This is a genomic window from Luteibacter sp. ME-Dv--P-043b (assembly GCF_030209605.1).
In the GTDB taxonomy this organism is placed as follows: domain Bacteria; phylum Pseudomonadota; class Gammaproteobacteria; order Xanthomonadales; family Rhodanobacteraceae; genus Luteibacter.
The window spans coordinates 1-16,757 of sequence record NZ_JARVRT010000014.1; the positions used below are offsets into that span (position 1 = coordinate 1).

At 66.8% G+C, this 16,757-nt stretch carries 20 protein-coding genes; 15 read left to right on the forward strand and 5 right to left on the reverse strand.

Going from position 1 to position 16,757, the window contains the following annotated elements:
• Nucleotides 1-129: 129 nt before the first annotated feature.
• The 3 genes from QRN34_RS08545 to QRN34_RS08555 all read right to left on the reverse strand — a co-directional run bounded on the left by QRN34_RS08545 (nt 130) and on the right by QRN34_RS08555 (nt 3,731).
• Complete coding sequence (locus QRN34_RS08545; RefSeq protein ID WP_285403757.1) at nt 130-1,575, reverse strand: glycoside hydrolase family 19 protein; 1,446 nt, start codon at nt 1,573-1,575, stop codon at nt 130-132.
• A gap of 104 nt (nt 1,576-1,679) precedes the next feature.
• A complete protein-coding gene (locus tag QRN34_RS08550) occupies nt 1,680-2,603 on the reverse strand; it encodes a patatin-like phospholipase family protein (RefSeq protein WP_285403759.1) in 924 nt (307 codons plus the stop codon).
• 102 nt (nt 2,604-2,705) lie between these two features.
• Nucleotides 2,706-3,731: a class 1 fructose-bisphosphatase gene (locus QRN34_RS08555; protein WP_285403761.1), complete on the reverse strand. Its 1,026-nt coding sequence runs from the start codon at nt 3,729-3,731 to the stop codon at nt 2,706-2,708.
• Between the two features lie 137 nt (nt 3,732-3,868).
• Between QRN34_RS08555 and QRN34_RS08560 the strand changes: the two genes are divergently transcribed.
• From QRN34_RS08560 to QRN34_RS08585, 6 genes are all read left to right on the forward strand, one after another.
• Complete coding sequence (locus QRN34_RS08560) at nt 3,869-4,507, forward strand: glutathione S-transferase family protein (protein WP_036138593.1); 639 nt, start codon at nt 3,869-3,871, stop codon at nt 4,505-4,507.
• A gap of 21 nt (nt 4,508-4,528) precedes the next feature.
• Complete coding sequence (locus QRN34_RS08565) at nt 4,529-5,233, forward strand: YafY family protein (RefSeq protein WP_285403764.1); 705 nt, start codon at nt 4,529-4,531, stop codon at nt 5,231-5,233.
• A gap of 59 nt (nt 5,234-5,292) precedes the next feature.
• Nucleotides 5,293-7,038 (forward strand): DUF885 family protein, encoded by a 1,746-nt coding sequence (locus QRN34_RS08570; protein WP_285403766.1) that lies wholly within the window; start codon nt 5,293-5,295, stop codon nt 7,036-7,038.
• A gap of 94 nt (nt 7,039-7,132) precedes the next feature.
• Nucleotides 7,133-7,534 (forward strand): MbcA/ParS/Xre antitoxin family protein, encoded by a 402-nt coding sequence (locus tag QRN34_RS08575; RefSeq protein WP_285403768.1) that lies wholly within the window; start codon nt 7,133-7,135, stop codon nt 7,532-7,534.
• Complete coding sequence (locus QRN34_RS08580; RefSeq protein ID WP_285403770.1) at nt 7,531-8,232, forward strand: RES family NAD+ phosphorylase; 702 nt, start codon at nt 7,531-7,533, stop codon at nt 8,230-8,232. Before QRN34_RS08575 ends, QRN34_RS08580 begins: the two co-directional genes overlap by 4 nt.
• A gap of 18 nt (nt 8,233-8,250) precedes the next feature.
• Nucleotides 8,251-8,958: an SGNH/GDSL hydrolase family protein gene (locus tag QRN34_RS08585; RefSeq protein WP_285403773.1), complete on the forward strand. Its 708-nt coding sequence runs from the start codon at nt 8,251-8,253 to the stop codon at nt 8,956-8,958.
• 611 nt (nt 8,959-9,569) lie between these two features.
• On the opposite strand, the gene QRN34_RS08590 is transcribed toward QRN34_RS08585, so the two are convergent.
• A complete protein-coding gene (locus QRN34_RS08590) occupies nt 9,570-9,815 on the reverse strand; it encodes a hypothetical protein (RefSeq protein ID WP_036138582.1) in 246 nt (81 codons plus the stop codon).
• Between the two features lie 70 nt (nt 9,816-9,885).
• A complete protein-coding gene (gene phhA / locus QRN34_RS08595; RefSeq protein ID WP_285403776.1) occupies nt 9,886-10,773 on the reverse strand; it encodes a phenylalanine 4-monooxygenase in 888 nt (295 codons plus the stop codon).
• Between the two features lie 133 nt (nt 10,774-10,906).
• Here phhA and QRN34_RS08600 point away from each other — a divergent pair, with 133 nt between their 5' ends.
• The 9 genes from QRN34_RS08600 to QRN34_RS08640 all read left to right on the forward strand — a co-directional run bounded on the left by QRN34_RS08600 (nt 10,907) and on the right by QRN34_RS08640 (nt 16,743).
• Nucleotides 10,907-11,392, forward strand: a complete 486-nt coding sequence (locus tag QRN34_RS08600) for an Lrp/AsnC family transcriptional regulator (RefSeq protein ID WP_285403975.1) — start codon at nt 10,907-10,909, stop codon at nt 11,390-11,392.
• 83 nt (nt 11,393-11,475) lie between these two features.
• A complete protein-coding gene (locus QRN34_RS08605) occupies nt 11,476-12,276 on the forward strand; it encodes a lysophospholipid acyltransferase family protein (RefSeq protein ID WP_285403779.1) in 801 nt (266 codons plus the stop codon).
• A complete protein-coding gene (locus tag QRN34_RS08610) occupies nt 12,273-13,274 on the forward strand; it encodes an alpha/beta fold hydrolase (protein ID WP_285403781.1) in 1,002 nt (333 codons plus the stop codon). Before QRN34_RS08605 ends, QRN34_RS08610 begins: the two co-directional genes overlap by 4 nt.
• Before the next feature lie 69 nt (nt 13,275-13,343).
• A complete protein-coding gene (locus QRN34_RS08615; protein ID WP_285403783.1) occupies nt 13,344-13,967 on the forward strand; it encodes a YbhB/YbcL family Raf kinase inhibitor-like protein in 624 nt (207 codons plus the stop codon).
• 126 nt (nt 13,968-14,093) lie between these two features.
• Nucleotides 14,094-14,252, forward strand: a complete 159-nt coding sequence (locus QRN34_RS08620) for a DUF1328 domain-containing protein (protein WP_036143663.1) — start codon at nt 14,094-14,096, stop codon at nt 14,250-14,252.
• Nucleotides 14,253-14,355: 103 nt separating this feature from the next.
• Complete coding sequence (locus QRN34_RS08625; protein WP_285403786.1) at nt 14,356-14,745, forward strand: hypothetical protein; 390 nt, start codon at nt 14,356-14,358, stop codon at nt 14,743-14,745.
• A 58-nt stretch (nt 14,746-14,803) separates the two neighbouring features.
• Nucleotides 14,804-15,253, forward strand: a complete 450-nt coding sequence (locus QRN34_RS08630; RefSeq protein WP_285403787.1) for an ABC transporter ATP-binding protein — start codon at nt 14,804-14,806, stop codon at nt 15,251-15,253.
• Between the two features lie 21 nt (nt 15,254-15,274).
• The gene (locus QRN34_RS08635; RefSeq protein ID WP_285403789.1) at nt 15,275-15,583 is read left to right on the forward strand and encodes a hypothetical protein; all 309 of its coding nucleotides are present in this window, start codon (nt 15,275-15,277) and stop codon (nt 15,581-15,583) included.
• Nucleotides 15,580-16,743 carry an AI-2E family transporter gene (locus QRN34_RS08640; RefSeq protein ID WP_285403792.1) on the forward strand — a complete coding sequence of 388 codons (1,164 nt, stop codon included), beginning with the start codon at nt 15,580-15,582 and terminating at the stop codon, nt 16,741-16,743. The genes QRN34_RS08635 and QRN34_RS08640 overlap by 4 nt, the downstream gene beginning before the upstream one ends.
• Nucleotides 16,744-16,757 lie beyond the last annotated feature (14 nt).

Consider the following 16,757-nt stretch of genomic DNA (forward strand, 5'->3'; position numbering starts at 1 on the left):
ACGGGTCGCCGCAGGCGTGGCCCCGAGGGTGGCACCCGCCGGCTCTTGCTCCAACGCGCACAAGCTCTTGCTCCCAGCTAAAAGCGCACCGTACCCAGTCAAGTGCACGGTGCGCCCCCTACGGAAAGATCAGTGCCGTGTATCGTCCACGATCTCCACATCCGGGAACGCCTTACGCACACAGGCGACATACTCACCCGGCTTCAGCGCGGAAAACGCCGTCTGGTAGCCGACGAGCTTGCAGCCCGGCTGCTCGCTCCAGTTGTTTTCCCAATACACCGGCAACGCACCGGCACCGCCTTCGGCGAATTGCTTCATGCCCTTGCAACCGAGAACTTCATCGGCTCCCACCGGCACACCGAGCGTGGCGGCAAAGGCGCGGTAATAGGTGATGCGATTGCGTGACTGCAGGTGCTCGTCCTGGCCGCCGCACTCCACGCCGCCGTTGATGATCTGCGTGGTGACGCCGAAGCCCGGCACCAATCCGGCCGCGCGGTCGGCGGCGTTGGGCTGCCAGGTGCCGTCGATGACGTGCAGCATGGACGGCTTGGGCGGCTGCGGGTAGGTGAAGAAGAACGTGGCGCTGGCGAGGTTCAGCCAGGTATCGGCCACGCGCTCGGGCGCATCCAGCAGGGTTCGTACGTCACCGTACATGGCTTCGGAAAACGGACCGTAGTTGTAGTTGTACGACAGCTGCTTGGCCCCGCGGCCGAAGTAGCTCTTGAAGGCGCCATCGGCGTAGGTGCCGCAGGGCCAGGTATCGGCGATCCACCCCTGGCTGGCGCACTCGCCGTTGTAGCCGCCACGCGCGCCCTCGGTCCAGCCCATCTCGCGCACGTAGGCCAGCGCCTGGCGGTATTCTTCCTCCGGCCGCCACGATTCATGCGCGCCGGTTTCCTGGGCGAAGTGCGCGAACATCGTGGCCAGTGTCTTCCGGCAGATCGCTTCCGCATCCCGGCCGTCGTCGTAGTCGGCGCATACGGCCGGAAACTTGGCCACGGCCTGGAGCAGCCCGCGGTAGGAATACTCCGGTGCGCGCAGCGGGAACAGGTAGGCGAAGCGCGCCGCGTCCACGATCGATTCCACGCGTCTCACGTTGGCCGGGTTGCTCGCGCGACCCGGTTGCACCGCTTCCACGGAGGCATTGTCCAACGTGCGGATGGAGGCGCGCACGGCGGTCATCAGCGGGTCGGTTGTCAGGCGGGCCTCGTCGGCCAGCAACTGGCTGAGCAGGACCTCGCGAGGCTTGCCGGGTGGCGGCGAGGGTGGGTCGACAGGGTTGCCCGGATCGCCTGGATGGCCGGGTGGGTTCGTTCCCGGGCAACCGGTGGGCGTGTCCCTGGCCGTGCGCTCCCAGGGTGTATCCCACGGGTGGGCGACCTGGTCGACGTGGGCGGGCGAATGGCCGGGCTCGACCCACCACTTCGCGCGGAAGACATCGCCCTTGAACGTGACGACGCAGTTCTCCGTGTAGGTGGAAGAAGGGTCGTAGTCCTGGGCGAATGCGGCGGGTACGAGGGCGAGCGCACACAGGGCGCTCGCGACATGCAACGTGCGGAACGGCGTGGAATACATACAGCCTCCATGGCATCGGGCAAAGCGGGCCGCAGGCCGGCCCGCCCGCTCACGCTAGCGCGGCAGTTACGAACTGCCCATGGGAGTCGTCCTAAAAGCGCCGATCAGTGCGCGGGCACCGGCGGCTTGCCCATGGCGGCGGTCTTCTGCGCGATCTTCGCCCGGATCGCCGGAATGGCGGCCAGCGCCGCGCGTTCGCCCTCGAGGATGGCGACGTTCTTCTGGTCGAAGTCGGTCGGGCCGATCTGGCCGACCTTGGGGCGGATGACGATGTCGGCGCGGCCCAGTTCCTGCTCCGCCAGGCGGCGGCCCATGATGGTGATGGATTGCCCGACCACGCCCATCATGCTGCCGGGGTTGCTGCCGTCGGGACGCGCGGAGATATCCACGGCGATGACGATATCGGCGCCCAACTGGCGTGCCGCATCCACCGGCACGGGGCTGACCACGCCGCCGTCGACGAAGTGCCGGCCACCGATGTCCACCGGCTCGAACACGCCGGGGATGCTGCTGGACGCGCGCACCGCCTGGCCGGCGTTGCCACGGATGAAGATGGCGCGGTCGCCGTTCTCCAGCTGCGTGGCCACGGCCGCGAACGGCGTGTGCAGTTTCTCGATGGGCGTGTTCTTCACCAGCGCGTTGACGTAGTCCTGCAGCTTCTGCCCCTGCACCAGGCCGCCGGAAAACAAGCGGACGTCGCGGATGTTGCTTTCGTCCAGCGCGAAGGCCTGTTCCTGCAGCTGGAAGGCATCCATGCCCGAGGCATACAACACGCCGACGACGCTGCCGGCGCTGGTGCCGGACACCACATCCGCGTGGATGCCGCTGGCTTCCAGCATCTTGATGACGCCGATATGCGCAAAGCCCTTGGCCGCGCCGCCGCCGAGCGCCAGGCCGATACGTGGTTTGGCGGCCAGTACGGGTACGGCGGTATCGGCCCGCTGGTCGGGCTTGCTCCCGCCGAAACAGCCGCTGAGCAGGGTGGCAAGCAGGAGCGGAAGCAGGGTGCGAGCGCGGTGGAACGTCATGTCGGCGACCAGGAAAGGGGCAGGCGGATCATCGGGCGCGGGCAGGGCGCCCGGGTGACGAAGGGATGGCGTAACCCGGGCGCGACAGGCGCCCGGGGACGATCAGTCGCGCGTGTGGTCCGCATCCAGGTGGTAGCGGGTGGCCACGTCGATCTCGTTCTTCGAGCCCAGGAACACCGGCACGCGCTGGTGCAGGGCCGTGGGCTGCAACGCCATGATCCGTTCGCGGCCGGTGGTGGCGGCACCGCCCGCCTGTTCGACGATGAAGGCCATGGGATTGGCCTCGTACATCAGGCGCAGCTTGCCGGTGCCGCCCTTGCCGGTGATCTTGGCGTCCAGCGGGTAGATGAAGACGCCGCCACGCGTGATGATCCGGTGCACGTCGGCCACCATCGAGGCCACCCAGCGCATGTTGAAGTCTCGCCCGCGCGGGCCATCGGCACCGGCCAGCAACTCGCCGATGTAACGCTGCATCGGCGCTTCCCAGTGGCGCTGGTTGGACATGTTGATGGCGAACTCCGCCGTTTCGGCGGGGATGGTGATGGCGCGGCGGGTCAGCACGAAGCTGCCGTGCTCACGGTCCAGCGTGAACTCGTGCACGCCGTGACCGAAGGTCAGCACCAGCAGGGTGCACGGGCCGTAGACCACGTAACCCGCGGCCACCTGTTCCGTACCGGGCTGGAGGAAATCGGCGGTTTTCGGCTCGGTCACGCCATCCGGGCAGCGCAGTACCGAGAAGATCGTGCCGACCGACACGTTCACGTCGATGTTGGACGAGCCGTCCAGCGGGTCGAACAACAGCAGGTGGTTGCCCTTGGGGTAGGCATCGGGAATGGGCTGCGGGTCTTCCATTTCCTCCGAGGCGCAGGCGGCGAGGTGGCCGCCCCAGGCATTGGCTTCGAGCAGGATCTCGTTGGAGATCACGTCCAGTTTCTTCTGGGCCTCGCCCTGCACGTTGTCCGAGCCGGCGTTACCAAGCACACCGCCCAGGGCGCCCTTGCCGGTGGCCACCGAGATGCGCTTGCAGGCGCGGGCGACCACTTCGATCAGCAGGCTGAGCTGGGCATTGATATGCCCCTCGCGCTTTTCTTCGATCAGGAACTGGATCAGCGAAATCGGTTTCGTCATCGGACGGGCTCGGGCGCGAAAACCCGCATTGTCCGGATGTGGCGTGAACGGCGCCAGAGGGCTGCTGACAGAACGCTGTCAGCAGCCCTGGCGCAGACTCGTCCCTCACCGCAGCACAACCAAGGAAGAACTACCGCATGAACCCGAACCGCATCGTCTTCCACCATGCCCCGCAGAGCCGCTCCGGCAGTGTCCTCATGCTGCTGGAAGAACTGGGCGCGCAGTACGACCTGCACGTGATGAGCCTGGCCGCGGGCGAGCAGCGCCAGCCGGCGTACCTGAAGGTCAATCCGATGGGCAAGGTGCCCGCGATCGAGCACCGCGGTGAGCTGGTTACCGAGCGGCCGGCGATCTTCATCTACCTGGCCGATCTTTTCCCCGAGGCGAAGCTGGCGCCCTCGCTGGACGATGCACTGCGTGGCCCCTACCTGCGCTGGCTGGCCTTCTACGGCTCATGCTTCGAGCCGGCCGTGATGGACCGCTGGGCAAAACACGAGCCGATGCCGGCCATGCAGTCGGCCTATGGCGATTTCGATAGCGTGATGGATCTTCTGGAGGCGCAGCTGGCGACGGGTCCGTGGATGTTCGGCGAACGCTTCACCGCGGCCGACCTGCTCTGGGCCAGCTCGCTGTCGTGGACGATGGGTTTCGGTCTGGTACCCCGGCGTGACGTGTTCACAGCCTACGTGGATCGGGTGATGGCACGGCCGGCGGTGGTGCGGGCTCATGCCCAGGACGCGGCGCTGGCCAAGGCCCAGGCGCTGGCGGTCGCCTGACGAGACAGCGATGATGCGCCCATGCGCCGTGCCGACCGCCTGTTCCTCATCATCAACGCCCTGCGCGGGCGGCGCACGGCGCTGCCCGCGCGGCAGCTGGCGATCACGCTCGAGGTATCGCTACGCACGGTCTACCGCGATGTGGCCGACCTGCAGGCTTCCGGTGTGCCGATCGAGGGCGAGGCCGGTGTCGGTTACGTCTTGCGCAAGGGCGCGGACATCCCGCCGCTGATGTTCACCGCGGGCGAGCTGGAAGCGCTGGTGGCGGGCACGCGGTTCGTCCGAGCGTTCGCCGGCGAGCGGCTGGCGCGCGAGGCGCAGGCCGCCCTGATCAAGATCGAGGCGGTGCTGCCCCCCGACCTGCGCGAGCGCGCCGCGCAGTCGCGCATCTTCGCGCCCATCTGGCGCGACACGTTCCAGAACGAGGTGGCGGCCATGCTCGACCGCCTGCACGAGGCCGTGCTGGCGCACCGTGTGCTGTGCCTGGACTACACCGATGCGCAAGGCCGCAGCAGCACCCGCGAGGTATTGCCGCTGTGCCTGTCGTTCTGGGGCGGTGCATGGACGCTGGGCACCTGGTGTCGCCACCGCGATGCGTTCCGCAACTTTCGTCCCGACCGCATCGCCAGCTGCCGCGAATCGGGCGAGGTGTTCGTCGACCAGCCGGGCCGCGACATCACCGCCTACCTGGTCACCATGCACACCCACTACGCCGGCCTGGAATAGCGCCGCGTCACGCGACGGGATGCGATGATCGGGGTTTGACCGCCCCCTTCGGAGCCCGCATGTCCCCCTGGATCCGCGCCATCGCCTTCGCCGGCCTCGTTGCCGGCACCGCCCACGCCGCCGCGCCGGTGACCACGCCCGCCGACGCGGCGTTCAAGGCGATCTATACGAAGGAGTGGGCCTGGCGCAACGGCCAGGCCGGGATCCTCACCTCCGGTGAAGCACAGCCCGGCGAGGGTCGGCTGGACACGGTGGACGCCGCCAGTCAGGCGAAGCGTCTCGCTTACTGGAACGACGTGCTGGCGCAGCTGAAGCGGATCGATCCGGCCTCGCTGAGTGGCACGGTGCGGGTGGACTACGAGGTCTACCAGGCCCAGGTCGCCAACCTGGCCGCCGCGCAGCGGTTCCAGCAGTGGCAGATGCCGTTCAACAGCGACTCAGCGTTCTGGTCGGACATCGGGTATGTGATGCACGGCGACGACCTGCGCACACGCGACGACTACCGCAAGTACATCGACCGCCTGCGCCAGATCCCGGCGTACATGGACCAGGAGATCGCCAACATGCGCCTGGGCCTGGCGCGTGGTTTCACGGTGCCGCGGGCCGTGCTCGACGGGCGCGACGTATCGATCGCCGCCGTCGCCGACCTGAAGAAGCCGGAGGACAGCGCCCTGTACCGGCCGTTCGCCGCGTTGCCGAAGACGCTTCCGGCGGCCGACGCCGAGGCGCTGCGCGCGGAAGCCCGCCAGGTCATCGCCGGCGACGTGATCCCTGCCTATGGCCGGCTGCTCACGTTCTTCCGTACCGAGTACGTGCCCGGCGCGCGGGCCACCCTGGCGGCGGAGTCGCTGCCGGACGGCAAGGCCTATTACCGGCAGCAGATTCTCGAGTACACCACGCTGGACCTCACCCCGGATGCCATCCATGCCATCGGCCTGCGCGAGGTGGATCGGCTGCACAAGGAGATGGTGCAGACGATGCAGCAGACCGGATTCAAGGGCGACTTCCCGGCGTTCCTGGCCTTCCTGCGCAGCGATCCGCAGTTCTACGCCAAGACGCCCGACGAGCTGCTGATGCGCACGGCGTGGGTCGCCAAGCAGGTGGACGCGAAACTGGGCAAGTACTTCGGCCTGTTGCCCCGGCAGCGTTTCGCGATCGAGCCGGTGCCGGCGGACATCGCGCCCTATTACACGTCCGGCCGCGGTGGCCCGGATACGTACCTGGTCAACACCTACGACCTGCCGTCGCGTCCGCTGTTCAACATGCCGGCACTGACCCTGCACGAGTCGATGCCGGGCCACGCGTTGCAGCTGGCGCTGTCGGCCGAGCAGCAGGGGCTGCCCGACTTCCGGCGTGACGGCTATATCTCGGCCTACGGCGAAGGCTGGGCGTTGTATTCGGAATACCTCGGCGAAGAGATGGGTATTTACCACACGCCCTACGAGCACTTCGGCTTCCTTACCTACCAGATGTGGCGCGCCTGTCGCCTGGTGGTGGATACGGGCATCCACCACCTCGGCTGGAGCCGGCAGCAGGCGATCGATTACCTCAGCAGCAACACCGCGCTGAGCCAGCGTGAGATCGCCAACGAGGTGGACCGGTACATCAGCTGGCCGGGTCAGGCGCTGTCCTACGACCTGGGCTACCTGAAAATCCGCGCCCTGCGCGAGAAGGCGGAGAAGGCGCTGGGTGAAAGCTTCGACCTGCGGGCGTTCCACGACACGGTGCTGTCGCTGGGCTCGGTACCCCTGCCGGTACTGGAGCAGCACGTCGACGAATGGATCGCCGCGCAGCGCAAGCATTGACGGAATAGTCCGGGCGAGGTCCAGCGGTCGACGTGCTACCACGATATCCACACATGAAGTAACATGAATCATGTATCCACCAGTGGAGTCGTCGATGCAGCCTGCGATTCATGCCCGTCCGACACCCGTCGCCGACCTCGGCGGCCCGGCACTGCGGGCCTTCTTCGCCCTGGCCGAGCGCTGGAAACTCCGCGGCGCCGAGCAGCGCACGCTGCTGGGCGATCCGCCGGAGTCCACCTACTTCAAGTGGAAGAAGATGCAGGACGGCGCGCCGGGGCGTGACGTGATCGAGCGCATCAGCTACCTGCTGGGCATCTGGAAAGACCTGCAGATCCTGTTCCCCGAGCCCGGCCAGGCCGACGCCTGGGTCCGCAAAGCCAACGCGGCACCGTTGTTCGGTGGCCGCTCGGCGCTGGATCGCATGCTCTCGGGCAACGTCGCCGATCTCTATGTCGTCCGCCAGTACCTGGACGCCCAGCGCGGCTGGAACGGATGAGCCCGCTGCCGCCGTCACGGCGGATACGCTGGGCCCACGCCTACCGCATCGTTCCCAGCCGGTTTCCCCCGGTGGGCCTGTTCGACCGCATCGCCGACGCGAAGGACATCGACGCGGTGATGGCGATCGAATCGCTGACCAATCCCCGCCTGCGCGAGGAGATGGGCGCGCTGAGCCTGCTGCCGCCCGGACGTCGGGTCGCGGGGCCGGGCACCACGCCGATCATGGCCGCCTTCGCCCATATCCCGCCGGAGGGCAGCCGGTTCTCGGACGGCCACTGGGGCGTGTTCTACGCGGCGCACACCGTGGCCACCGCCATCGAGGAAACCGTCTACCACCGGGAGGCCTTCCTCGCCGCCACGCGAGAGCCACCGACGGATGTCCAGGTGCGCTGCTACGCCACGTCCATCGCCGGCCGCCTGCACGATATCCGTGGCGGCTGGCCCGCGGAGCACGATCCGGATTCCTACATGGCCAGTGTCGCGCTCGCCCGCCGCCTGCGCGAGGAGGGTTCCAACGGCATCGTCTACGACAGCGCGCGGCATCCCGGCGGCGAGTGCGTGGCGGTGTTTTATCCGGACCTGGTGGCGCCCTGCCTGCAGGCCGAGCACTTCATCTATCGCTGGAACGGCCAGCATGTGGAGGCCGTGCTCAAGGTCACCGCGGTGGATCGTCCGGGTTTGCCCCCGGGCGCGTGAGCGGTTACGTTCCTCTGGATGAAACGCCTGACGATCCTCCTCACCTTCCTCGTCCTGTCCTTCGGCGTCCACGCCAAGGCTCCCGACCACAGCCAGTGGGAAAGCGACATCCAGGCCTTCGAGGCCAGCGACCGCGCCAGCCCGCCACCCGCGCACGCGGTGCTGTTCATCGGTAGCTCGTCCATCCGCTTCTGGAAAAGCCTGGCCAGCGACTTTCCGAATTACCGGGTGATCAATCGCGGCTTCGGCGGCTCGGACATGGACGACGCCACGGCGTTCGCCGATCGCATCGTGGCGCCCTACAAGCCGGCCGCCATCGTGGTCTACGCCGGCGACAACGACCTGCAGAACGGCGACACCCCCGAACAGGTGCGCGACGATTTCGCCGCCTTCGTGACCAAGGTCCGCCAGGGCCAGCCCGATGTGCCCATCGCCTTCATCTCGATCAAGCCCTCCCTGGCACGTGTGGCCCTGCTGCCCTCCATCAACATGGCCAACAAGCTGATCAGCGCCTGGGCCATGGCACAGAAGAATGTCGCCTTCCTCGACGTGGCACCCGCCATGATCGACGCGCAGGGCCAGCCCAAGCCCGATCTGTTCATCGGCGACGGCCTGCACATGAACCCGAAAGGCTATGCGCTGTGGGTCGCCCAGGTCCGCCCGTGGCTGGCCGACCACGCCACGGCCGCCGAAGTTAAACAGAGCCCAAACACGACCCCCCCGTGATACGGGAACTTCACGGCAACGGCCTTATCTAAGTATTCGATCGCCGAGAGGCGACCCGTTGGCAAAAGGCCGTTTAGATAGCCTTCTGTCCCGGGTCCCGCTATTTCCCCTGATAGCCTGGACCCGACGCGACCCCGGCAGCTCCTCCCCTGGCTGCCGGGGTTTTATTTTTTGCGATCCCCGATTTCCGCGCCCCCGCGCCCCCGGACCCTATCCGCAAACCCTCACCCCACCTATCGCCATGTAGGAGCGGACGATGTCCGCGAACCCTCAGCGCCAAAGGTCGCGAATGTAGGAGCGGACGATGTCCGCGAACCCTCAGCGCCCCCTATCGCGAAAGAATCCACCCGCCCATCACCGTCGGCGTTTCCGTGAACCCATCGAAGCCATGCTCCGCTTTCGATGCATGGCCTCATTCACACCCGCCGTCGTGAGGGTTCGCCCACATCGTGGGCTCCTACACCGTTGCCATCCACGCCGTAACGGGATGTGGGCAACGAAAAAGGCCAGCGTTGCGGCTGGCCTTTTCACGAAGGTTTCCGGGTTTGGGATCGCCCACATCGTGGGCTCCTACACACCCACACACGGGGCGTGGATGGGGCGGCGCGGCGTCAGGCGGCCTGCATGCGGCTGTAGGGCCGGATGGACGTATCGAATGCCCGCCATACCCCGTCGTTGCCCTCGATGTTCAGCACGATGTCCGACAGCGCATTGGCGGCCTCGATGCGGCGCGCCTCGGCCAGTGCGCATTCGAGCGCATCGTCGCGCGAGCAGAACTCGGCATATTCATTCGCATTCTTCTGGAGCACCCAGAGGCCCGGACCCACGGACTCGAACGGAATATCGAAGACGACCACGACTGAACCCACCCTGTTGACTGAACGTGGGCCCATCGTAAGCGGACGTTCGTTAGGCCGCCGTTGAGGCTCAGTTATCTCCTCCGGAAACGAAGCCTTCGCGGCTGCCGCGATGGAACACGGTGTCCGTCGGCAGCACCTCGGCGGCCGCCACGGCCTGGCCCTGGGCCAGCCGCGCGTAGACCGGGGTGAAATCGGCCGCGGTGGCCTCGAACAGCTGGGCAAAGTCGTCGATCACGAAGTAGGTCTGCTGGTGCGAGTCGATCCGGTAGCGGGTGTTCATCACCCGGGCCAGGTCGAAGCCGATGCGGTTGGGGGCGGTCGAGTCGATGGAATAGATCGACTCGCTCTTGGAACTGACGATGCCCGCCCCGTAGATGCGCAGGCCGGCGTCCGTGCGGATCAGGCCGAACTCCACCGTGTACCAGTAGAGGCGCGTGAGGTTCATCAAGGCCTCCGGCCCGATGGCATGGGCCTTCATGCCGCCCTTGCCGTAGGCCTGCATGTAGTCGGCGAACACGGGATTGAGCAGCAGGGGCACGTGCCCGAACAGGTCGTGGAACAGATCGGGCTCGGACAGGTAATCCAGCTGGTCCGGACGGCGGATCCACCAGCTCACGGGAAACCGGCGGTGAGCCAGGTGGTCGAAGAACACCTCGTCCGGCAGCAGGCCTTCCACGGCGACCACTTCCCAGCCCGTGGCCGCGCCCAGCACGCGGTTCAGGTCGTCGAAGCGCGGAATGCCGCCGTCGCCCAGGCCGAAGCGTTCCACGCCATCGAGGAATTCCTGGCAGGCATAGGCCGGCAGCAGGGCCCGCTGCCGGCTGTACAGGGTGTCCCACACGTCGTGGTCCGTCTTCGAATAGCTGGCCCACGGCTGCTCCACGGTGCCGGTGGCGTACACCGGAACGTAACCGCGGTCTGTCTGCTGGTGCTCGACGCGGCGTGGATTCTCCATGGCGCAACTCCTGGCGTGGTATTTCGGTGGTGAGAGCAACAGATTAGCGCCCGATGCGCGCAATAGGGTTGTCTCGTTGCGCCATGCGTGTGCAAAGGTGCAATATACGTGCGCCAATACATTGAATAAGGCTATAAACGTGCAGGCTACCTTCGACCGGACCGATCTACGCATCCTGGGCGCGCTGCAGGCCAACGGCCGGATCACCAACGCGGAGCTGGCCACCGAGGTCAACCTGTCGCCCTCGGCCTGCCTGCGCCGTGTGCAGAAGCTGGAGGCGGACGGGGTGATCGGTGGCTACGGCGCGCGGCTGGAGCCCCGCGCGATCGGGCTGGGCCTGCAGGCCTTCGTCCGGGTGCAGCTGTCGCGGCACGAGTCGGCCGCCATCGACGCCTTTACCGAGTCGGTCGCCACCTGGGAAGAAGTCGTTTCCTGCTATGCGCTCACCGGGGACATGGACTACCTGCTGCAGGTCTATGTCGCCGATCTGGACGGCTTCTCGCAATTTCTTCTCGACCGGCTGCTCAACGCGGCCGGAGTGGCCGACGTGAACACCAGCTTCGTGTTGCGGACGGTCAAGGCTTCGACGGCCCTGCCGCTCGGGAACGCCCGCGCTTGACCATGCCCAAGCCCACGCGGCACAACGAGATTGAGAAATTCCCCTAGCGGCAGGGTCCGCCGGTCGTTAATCTTGTGTGCTTGATGGAATCCACCGACGCCAACCCGACCCCGCGCGATCCCCTGCGCCCGCTGCGCTATGTGTGGCGTGTGCCGCTGCTATTGCTCCACATCCTGTTCGGCATCTTCATCTGCACGGCCATCCTGAGCTGGGCCGGTGGCGTCATGAAGGACGGCAAGGAGCCTTTCGGCCACCGCGCCATCCGCCTGTGGTCCACCCTGCTGCTGCGGATCTTCGGCTTCCGCAGCGTGCGCATCGGCACGCCCTTGCCGGACCCGGTGCTGTTCGTGGCCAACCACACCTCGTGGCTGGACATCGTGCTGCTGCATTCGCAGCGCGCGGCCTGCTTCGTGGCCAAGGCCGAGATCGCCGGCTGGCCACTGGTGGGCTGGATGGCCGCCCGCGGCGGCACCATCTTCCATCGCCGCGGCAGCAACCACTCCCTGGCGTCGGTCATGGCGGTGATGGTCGAGCGCCTGCGCGAGGGGCGTGCCGTGGCCGTATTCCCGGAAGGCGGCACCGGCCACAACGGCGTGCTGCGGGTGTTCCATGCCCGCATCTTCCAGGCGGCGCTGGATGCCGCGGTACCGGTACAGCCCGTGGCCCTGCGCTTCGCGCGCCACGGTCGCCGCATCGTGGATGCGGGCTTCCGCGAAGACGAGAGCTTCATGGGCAATTTCCTGCGCCTGCTGGGAGAGCGTCCGCTCGACGTCGAAGTGCATTTCCTCCAGCCCGTGCCGGTGTCGGACGATGGGCGCCGCCGCATGGCGGAGGCCTCGCGCGAGCGCATCGCCCTGGCCCTGGATACCGATACCCCGGCATGAGCCTGCCCAAGGGCATCGACCTGAATCCGCCATGGCCGCTGCGCAGCGGCCATGTGCAGACCATGCTTTCCTCCAGCGGCATCCGTCGACGCCTGTTGCCCCGGCGCGCGCACAAGGTGCAGGAAGGGTCGGTCGAAGTGCTGGTGGACGTGGGCCAGGGCGATCGACTCAGCGGCCGCTATACGGCGCAGACCACCGGCGGGGCATCCCGCGGGCTGGCCATCCTCTTCCACGGCTGGGAGGGCAGCGTCGATTCCACCTACGTGCTGCAGACCGGCAGCCGGTTGATCGAGGAAGGCTGGGACGTGTTTCGCCTCAACTTTCGCGACCACGGCGACAGCCACGGCCTGAACGAGGCACTGTTCCATTCCTGTCGCATCGACGAGGTGGTGACGGCGCTCGGGCAGATCACCCGCATGTTTCCCTCGCGCGTGGTCGGCGTGGCCGGGTTCTCGCTGGGTGGCAATTTCGCGTTGCGTGCGGGCATCCTCGCGCCCACCCAGGGCGTGTCGTTCGACTACGCGCTGGCCGTGTGCCCGATCATCGATCCCAGCGAGGGCCTGTTTTCGCTGGAAAGCGAAGCGCCGTGGTTCTACAACGCCTACTTCATGCACAAGTGGCGCCGCTCGCTGCGCCTGAAGCAGCAGGCTTTCCCGCAGCAGACGTATTTCGAGCTGAACGAGCTGAAGCAGAACATGCGCGACCTCACCAGCTCGCTGGTGCTCCGGCATACCGATTTCGATTCACTCGAGGCCTACCTCGACGGCTACTCGGTCGCGGGCGATCGCCTGATGGACCTGCACGTCCCGGCCACCATCCTCACCTCACGCGACGACCCGGTCATTCCCATCGCCGCGTTCCACCAGCTCCGCCTGCCGCCCAACATCGAGCTGGATATCGCCAACCACGGCGGGCACTGCGGTTTCATCCGCGATTTCAGCATGACCAGCTTTACCGACGACTACATTGCGGCCCGCTTCAACGCCATCGCCGGCTGAGTCCCTGGTTTCACTGCAAGGACTACACACGCCCCGTGATGAAGTGCTGCGATACAACAGGAGTAGCCCATGCGACTGAAGAGCGACAGCATCGAGCACGGCAAGCCGATCCCGGCCACCTACGCGTTCATGGACCTCGGCGAGCCGGTGAAGCCGGCGGGTAACGTGACGCCGCACCTGGCGTGGACGGAGGTGCCGAACACGGCCCGATCCTTCGTCATCGCCGTGATCGACACCGACGTGCCCTCCAAGCCCGACGACGTCAACGTCGAAGGCCGCGAAGTGCGCCGCGACCTGCCGCGCGTGGAGTTCGTCCACTGGCTGATGGCCAATATCCCCGTGGAGTGCCGTGAACTGGGCGAAGGTGCCTGCGGCGAAGGCATCGTGCCGCGTGGCAAGAAAGAACCGGTGGGACCGCCCGGGTCGGTCCAGGGCATCAACGACTACACGGGCTGGTTCAAGGGCGACCGCGACATGGAAGGTCATTACCATGGCTACGACGGCCCGTGCCCGCCCTGGAACGACAGCATCGCCCACCACTACCACTTCCACGTGTACGCCCTGGACGTGGACACGCTCCCGCTGGAAACCGGCTTCAACCTGGCCGAACTGCGTGACGTGATGAAAGGCCACGTGGTGGACGAAGCGGTCATCACCGGTACGTATTCGCTCAATCCGCGGGTTCGCGGCTGAGGCGGACAGTGACTGGACGCCGCGCCAGCCTGAACGGCCTTTGAGCAGGACGGCGCGGCTTCACGCGGTCTGCGCAGGGTCCGGGACTAAATGGCGTCGCGTCCCATTCTGCCGGAGATTTTCCCCATGCTGCATTACGCTCTCGTTTTCCTCGTCATCGCCATCATCGCGGCTGTCTTCGGTTTCGGCGGTATCGCGGGTACTGCGGCCGGCATCGCCAAGATCCTGTTCATCGTCTTCCTGATCCTGGCCATCATCTCGTTCTTCCGCGGCCGAGGCCGGTAAGGTCGACGCGAGCCGGCGGCCCAGGCCGCCGGCGCTTGCGATGACTCCAGCATCACCCCCTCCGCTCTAACTTGTCCCATCCCGTCCTTTCGGAGTGCACGTCATGAACAATCCCCTCGACCAGGCTGCCAATGCAGCGACCGCCGCCGCGAACAACGTGTCGGCCGCCGAGCGCATCGACGCGCGCGCCGAGCGTGTGAAGCAGGCTACCTCCGACGCCGTGGACCGCACCAAGGACGCCGTGGACCGTGCTGCCGACAAGGTGGAAAACACGCTGCACACGGCCACCGACAAGGCCGCCCAGGGCGCCACGCGTGCCGCCGAAAAAGCCGAGGAAGCCAAGGTGCGCGGCAAGGAAGTCTATGGCGATGCCGTGGACACCGCGAACGACTGGCTCGATACAGCCCGCGACTACGTGCGCGAGAAGCCGGTACAGTCCATCGCCATGGCGCTTGCCGCCGGCTGGCTGGCTGGTCGTATCCTTCGCAACTGATCCTTTGTCCCGGGGGCAATGACACATGCAGGAAGACATTCCCTCGGGGCGCAGCGACGTGAACGAACCGACCGCGGATAGCGCGGGTCCGGCGCGCCCGTCCCTGACAATGCCTGCCTGGATCGACGACCTGCGTCGTCTGGGCGGCGGCCTGAAGAACCTGTTCGCGGCGCAGTTCGCCCTGGCCGGTGCGGAGTTGGGCCTGGCGCGGGCAGGCATCGTCATGATGCTGTTCATGGGCCTGGCCGCTATCGTCTTTGCCGTGGCGCTGGGACTTACGCTGCTGGCGCTGGCTGGCTGGGGTCTTGCCCAGTGGTTTGGCTCCTGGGCGTGGGCGCTCACCGCCCTGGCTGGCCTACAGTTGGTATTGCTGGTGGCTGCGATCCTCGTGTTCAAGCGCTGCATGCACTGGATCAGCCTTCCCGGTACCCGTAACGAACTGGCCAGCCTTGCCAGGGAAGCGGTGCGCCAGGGCAAGGCGGAAGGCGAAGCGAAGGCAGGGGTCTAGACGATGGGCATTTTCAGAAGCATGGCCAAGGTTACTGCCGCCAAGGCGCGCGTCACGGCGGCGCGTGCGGAGGTGGTGGAACCGGCGGCGTCGATCATCGCCCGCGGCTACGAACATCCCCTTACCGTGGTGGGCATCGCCACCGGTGCCGGCTTTCTCCTCAGTAACATCAAGCTCAACCCGCTTGCCGTGCCAGGCGTCAGCGGCCTGGTGGCCGGCGGCACCGCGGACATCATCGGCAAGGTGATCTCGATGGCCACGGGCAGCCTGCTCGGCGATCTTGCCGGGGACGCCGCCGATACGGCCGACGTAGCCGACGACGCGTCATGAGCGAGCCGCCCGGGTCGTTGACTACGCCCCTGTCGACAACGGCGGCGCCCGGAGCGGCGCTGGCGACCCTGCCCGTAAGGCCCCGTCGCAAGCCCGGCAGCAGTCGCAGCACCCGTCGCATCTCGCGGCACCTCAAGGCGATCCGCATATCCCTCACCGGCATGATCCTGCTGGCGCTGGTCTATACCGTGGTGCTGGGCAAGTCGCTGCTGGTGCCGTTGGTGCTGGCCGGTTTCATGGGCCTGGCCTTGAATCCCATCGTCGTCGTCGCGGCGCGCGTGCGCATCCCGCGCTGGCTGGCCGCGGTGACCGTCATGGTGATGCTTGGCGTCGGGCTGGTCTCGGCCATCGCCACGTTGTCCACGCCCGCGCTGAACTGGTTCCACGAGGCGCCGACGGCGATGCGGGCGTTCGCGCCCAAGATCAAGCCGATGACGCAGCAGATCGAAGCGGCCAGCCGGGCCACGCAGAACCTGGTCGGCGGCGCGGTCGCGCGCAACGCGCCACAGGCGGCTACGGGATTCGCCTTCACCGCCTGGGACATCGTGGCTGGTGCGCCGAAGGTGCTGGCCAGCGTGCTGACGGTGGCCCTGCTGGTGTTTTTCTTCCTCGTGTACGGCGACGAGATCCTGCGGCGTGCCGTGGAAATATCGCCCACCTTCGCCTACAAGCGGCACACGGTGAGCATCGTGCGCAGCATCCAGGTAGAAGTATCCAGCTACCTGCTGCTCACCGCGGCGATCAACGTGACGCTGGGGCTGGTCACCGCCGGCATGCTCTATCTCTACGGCGTGCCCGACCCGCTGTTGTGGGGCACGGTAGCTACCGTGGCGAACTTTATTCCGTACGTCGGCGCGATCACCACCACGACCGTGCTGGCCATCGTGGGCGTGCTGCACTTCCAGGAACTGGGCCCGGCCCTGTTGCCGGCCGCCACGTTCGCCGGCATCACCGCCATCGAGGGCAACATGCTCACGCCGATGCTGCAGGGGCGCCGTTCCCGGCTCAGCCCCGTGGCGATCCTGCTGTGGCTGTTGATCTGGGGCTGGCTATGGGGCATTCCCGGCGCCTTGCTTGCCGTACCGATGCTGACCTGCGTAAAGCTGATCACCGCCCGTCTCCGCGGGTGGGAGTGGTTCGCGCACATCATCTCGCGCTGACGCCCCACCACACG

Coding starts and splice junctions, on each gene's coding strand:
- QRN34_RS08570 (WP_285403766.1), top strand. CDS start 5,293: ATGTCCCCCTGGATCCGCGCCATCGCCTTCGCCGGCCTCGTTGCCGGC.
- QRN34_RS08545 (WP_285403757.1), bottom strand. CDS start 1,575: ATGTATTCCACGCCGTTCCGCACGTTGCATGTCGCGAGCGCCCTGTGT.
- QRN34_RS08635 (WP_285403789.1), top strand. CDS start 15,275: ATGGCCAAGGTTACTGCCGCCAAGGCGCGCGTCACGGCGGCGCGTGCG.
- phhA (WP_285403776.1), bottom strand. CDS start 10,773: ATGGAGAATCCACGCCGCGTCGAGCACCAGCAGACAGACCGCGGTTAC.
- QRN34_RS08640 (WP_285403792.1), top strand. CDS start 15,580: ATGAGCGAGCCGCCCGGGTCGTTGACTACGCCCCTGTCGACAACGGCG.
- QRN34_RS08565 (WP_285403764.1), top strand. CDS start 4,529: ATGCGCCGTGCCGACCGCCTGTTCCTCATCATCAACGCCCTGCGCGGG.
- QRN34_RS08605 (WP_285403779.1), top strand. CDS start 11,476: ATGGAATCCACCGACGCCAACCCGACCCCGCGCGATCCCCTGCGCCCG.
- QRN34_RS08610 (WP_285403781.1), top strand. CDS start 12,273: ATGAGCCTGCCCAAGGGCATCGACCTGAATCCGCCATGGCCGCTGCGC.
- QRN34_RS08620 (WP_036143663.1), top strand. CDS start 14,094: ATGCTGCATTACGCTCTCGTTTTCCTCGTCATCGCCATCATCGCGGCT.
- QRN34_RS08560 (WP_036138593.1), top strand. CDS start 3,869: ATGAACCCGAACCGCATCGTCTTCCACCATGCCCCGCAGAGCCGCTCC.
- QRN34_RS08585 (WP_285403773.1), top strand. CDS start 8,251: ATGAAACGCCTGACGATCCTCCTCACCTTCCTCGTCCTGTCCTTCGGC.
- QRN34_RS08580 (WP_285403770.1), top strand. CDS start 7,531: ATGAGCCCGCTGCCGCCGTCACGGCGGATACGCTGGGCCCACGCCTAC.
- QRN34_RS08625 (WP_285403786.1), top strand. CDS start 14,356: ATGAACAATCCCCTCGACCAGGCTGCCAATGCAGCGACCGCCGCCGCG.
- QRN34_RS08575 (WP_285403768.1), top strand. CDS start 7,133: ATGCAGCCTGCGATTCATGCCCGTCCGACACCCGTCGCCGACCTCGGC.
- QRN34_RS08615 (WP_285403783.1), top strand. CDS start 13,344: ATGCGACTGAAGAGCGACAGCATCGAGCACGGCAAGCCGATCCCGGCC.
- QRN34_RS08550 (WP_285403759.1), bottom strand. CDS start 2,603: ATGACGTTCCACCGCGCTCGCACCCTGCTTCCGCTCCTGCTTGCCACC.
- QRN34_RS08555 (WP_285403761.1), bottom strand. CDS start 3,731: ATGACGAAACCGATTTCGCTGATCCAGTTCCTGATCGAAGAAAAGCGC.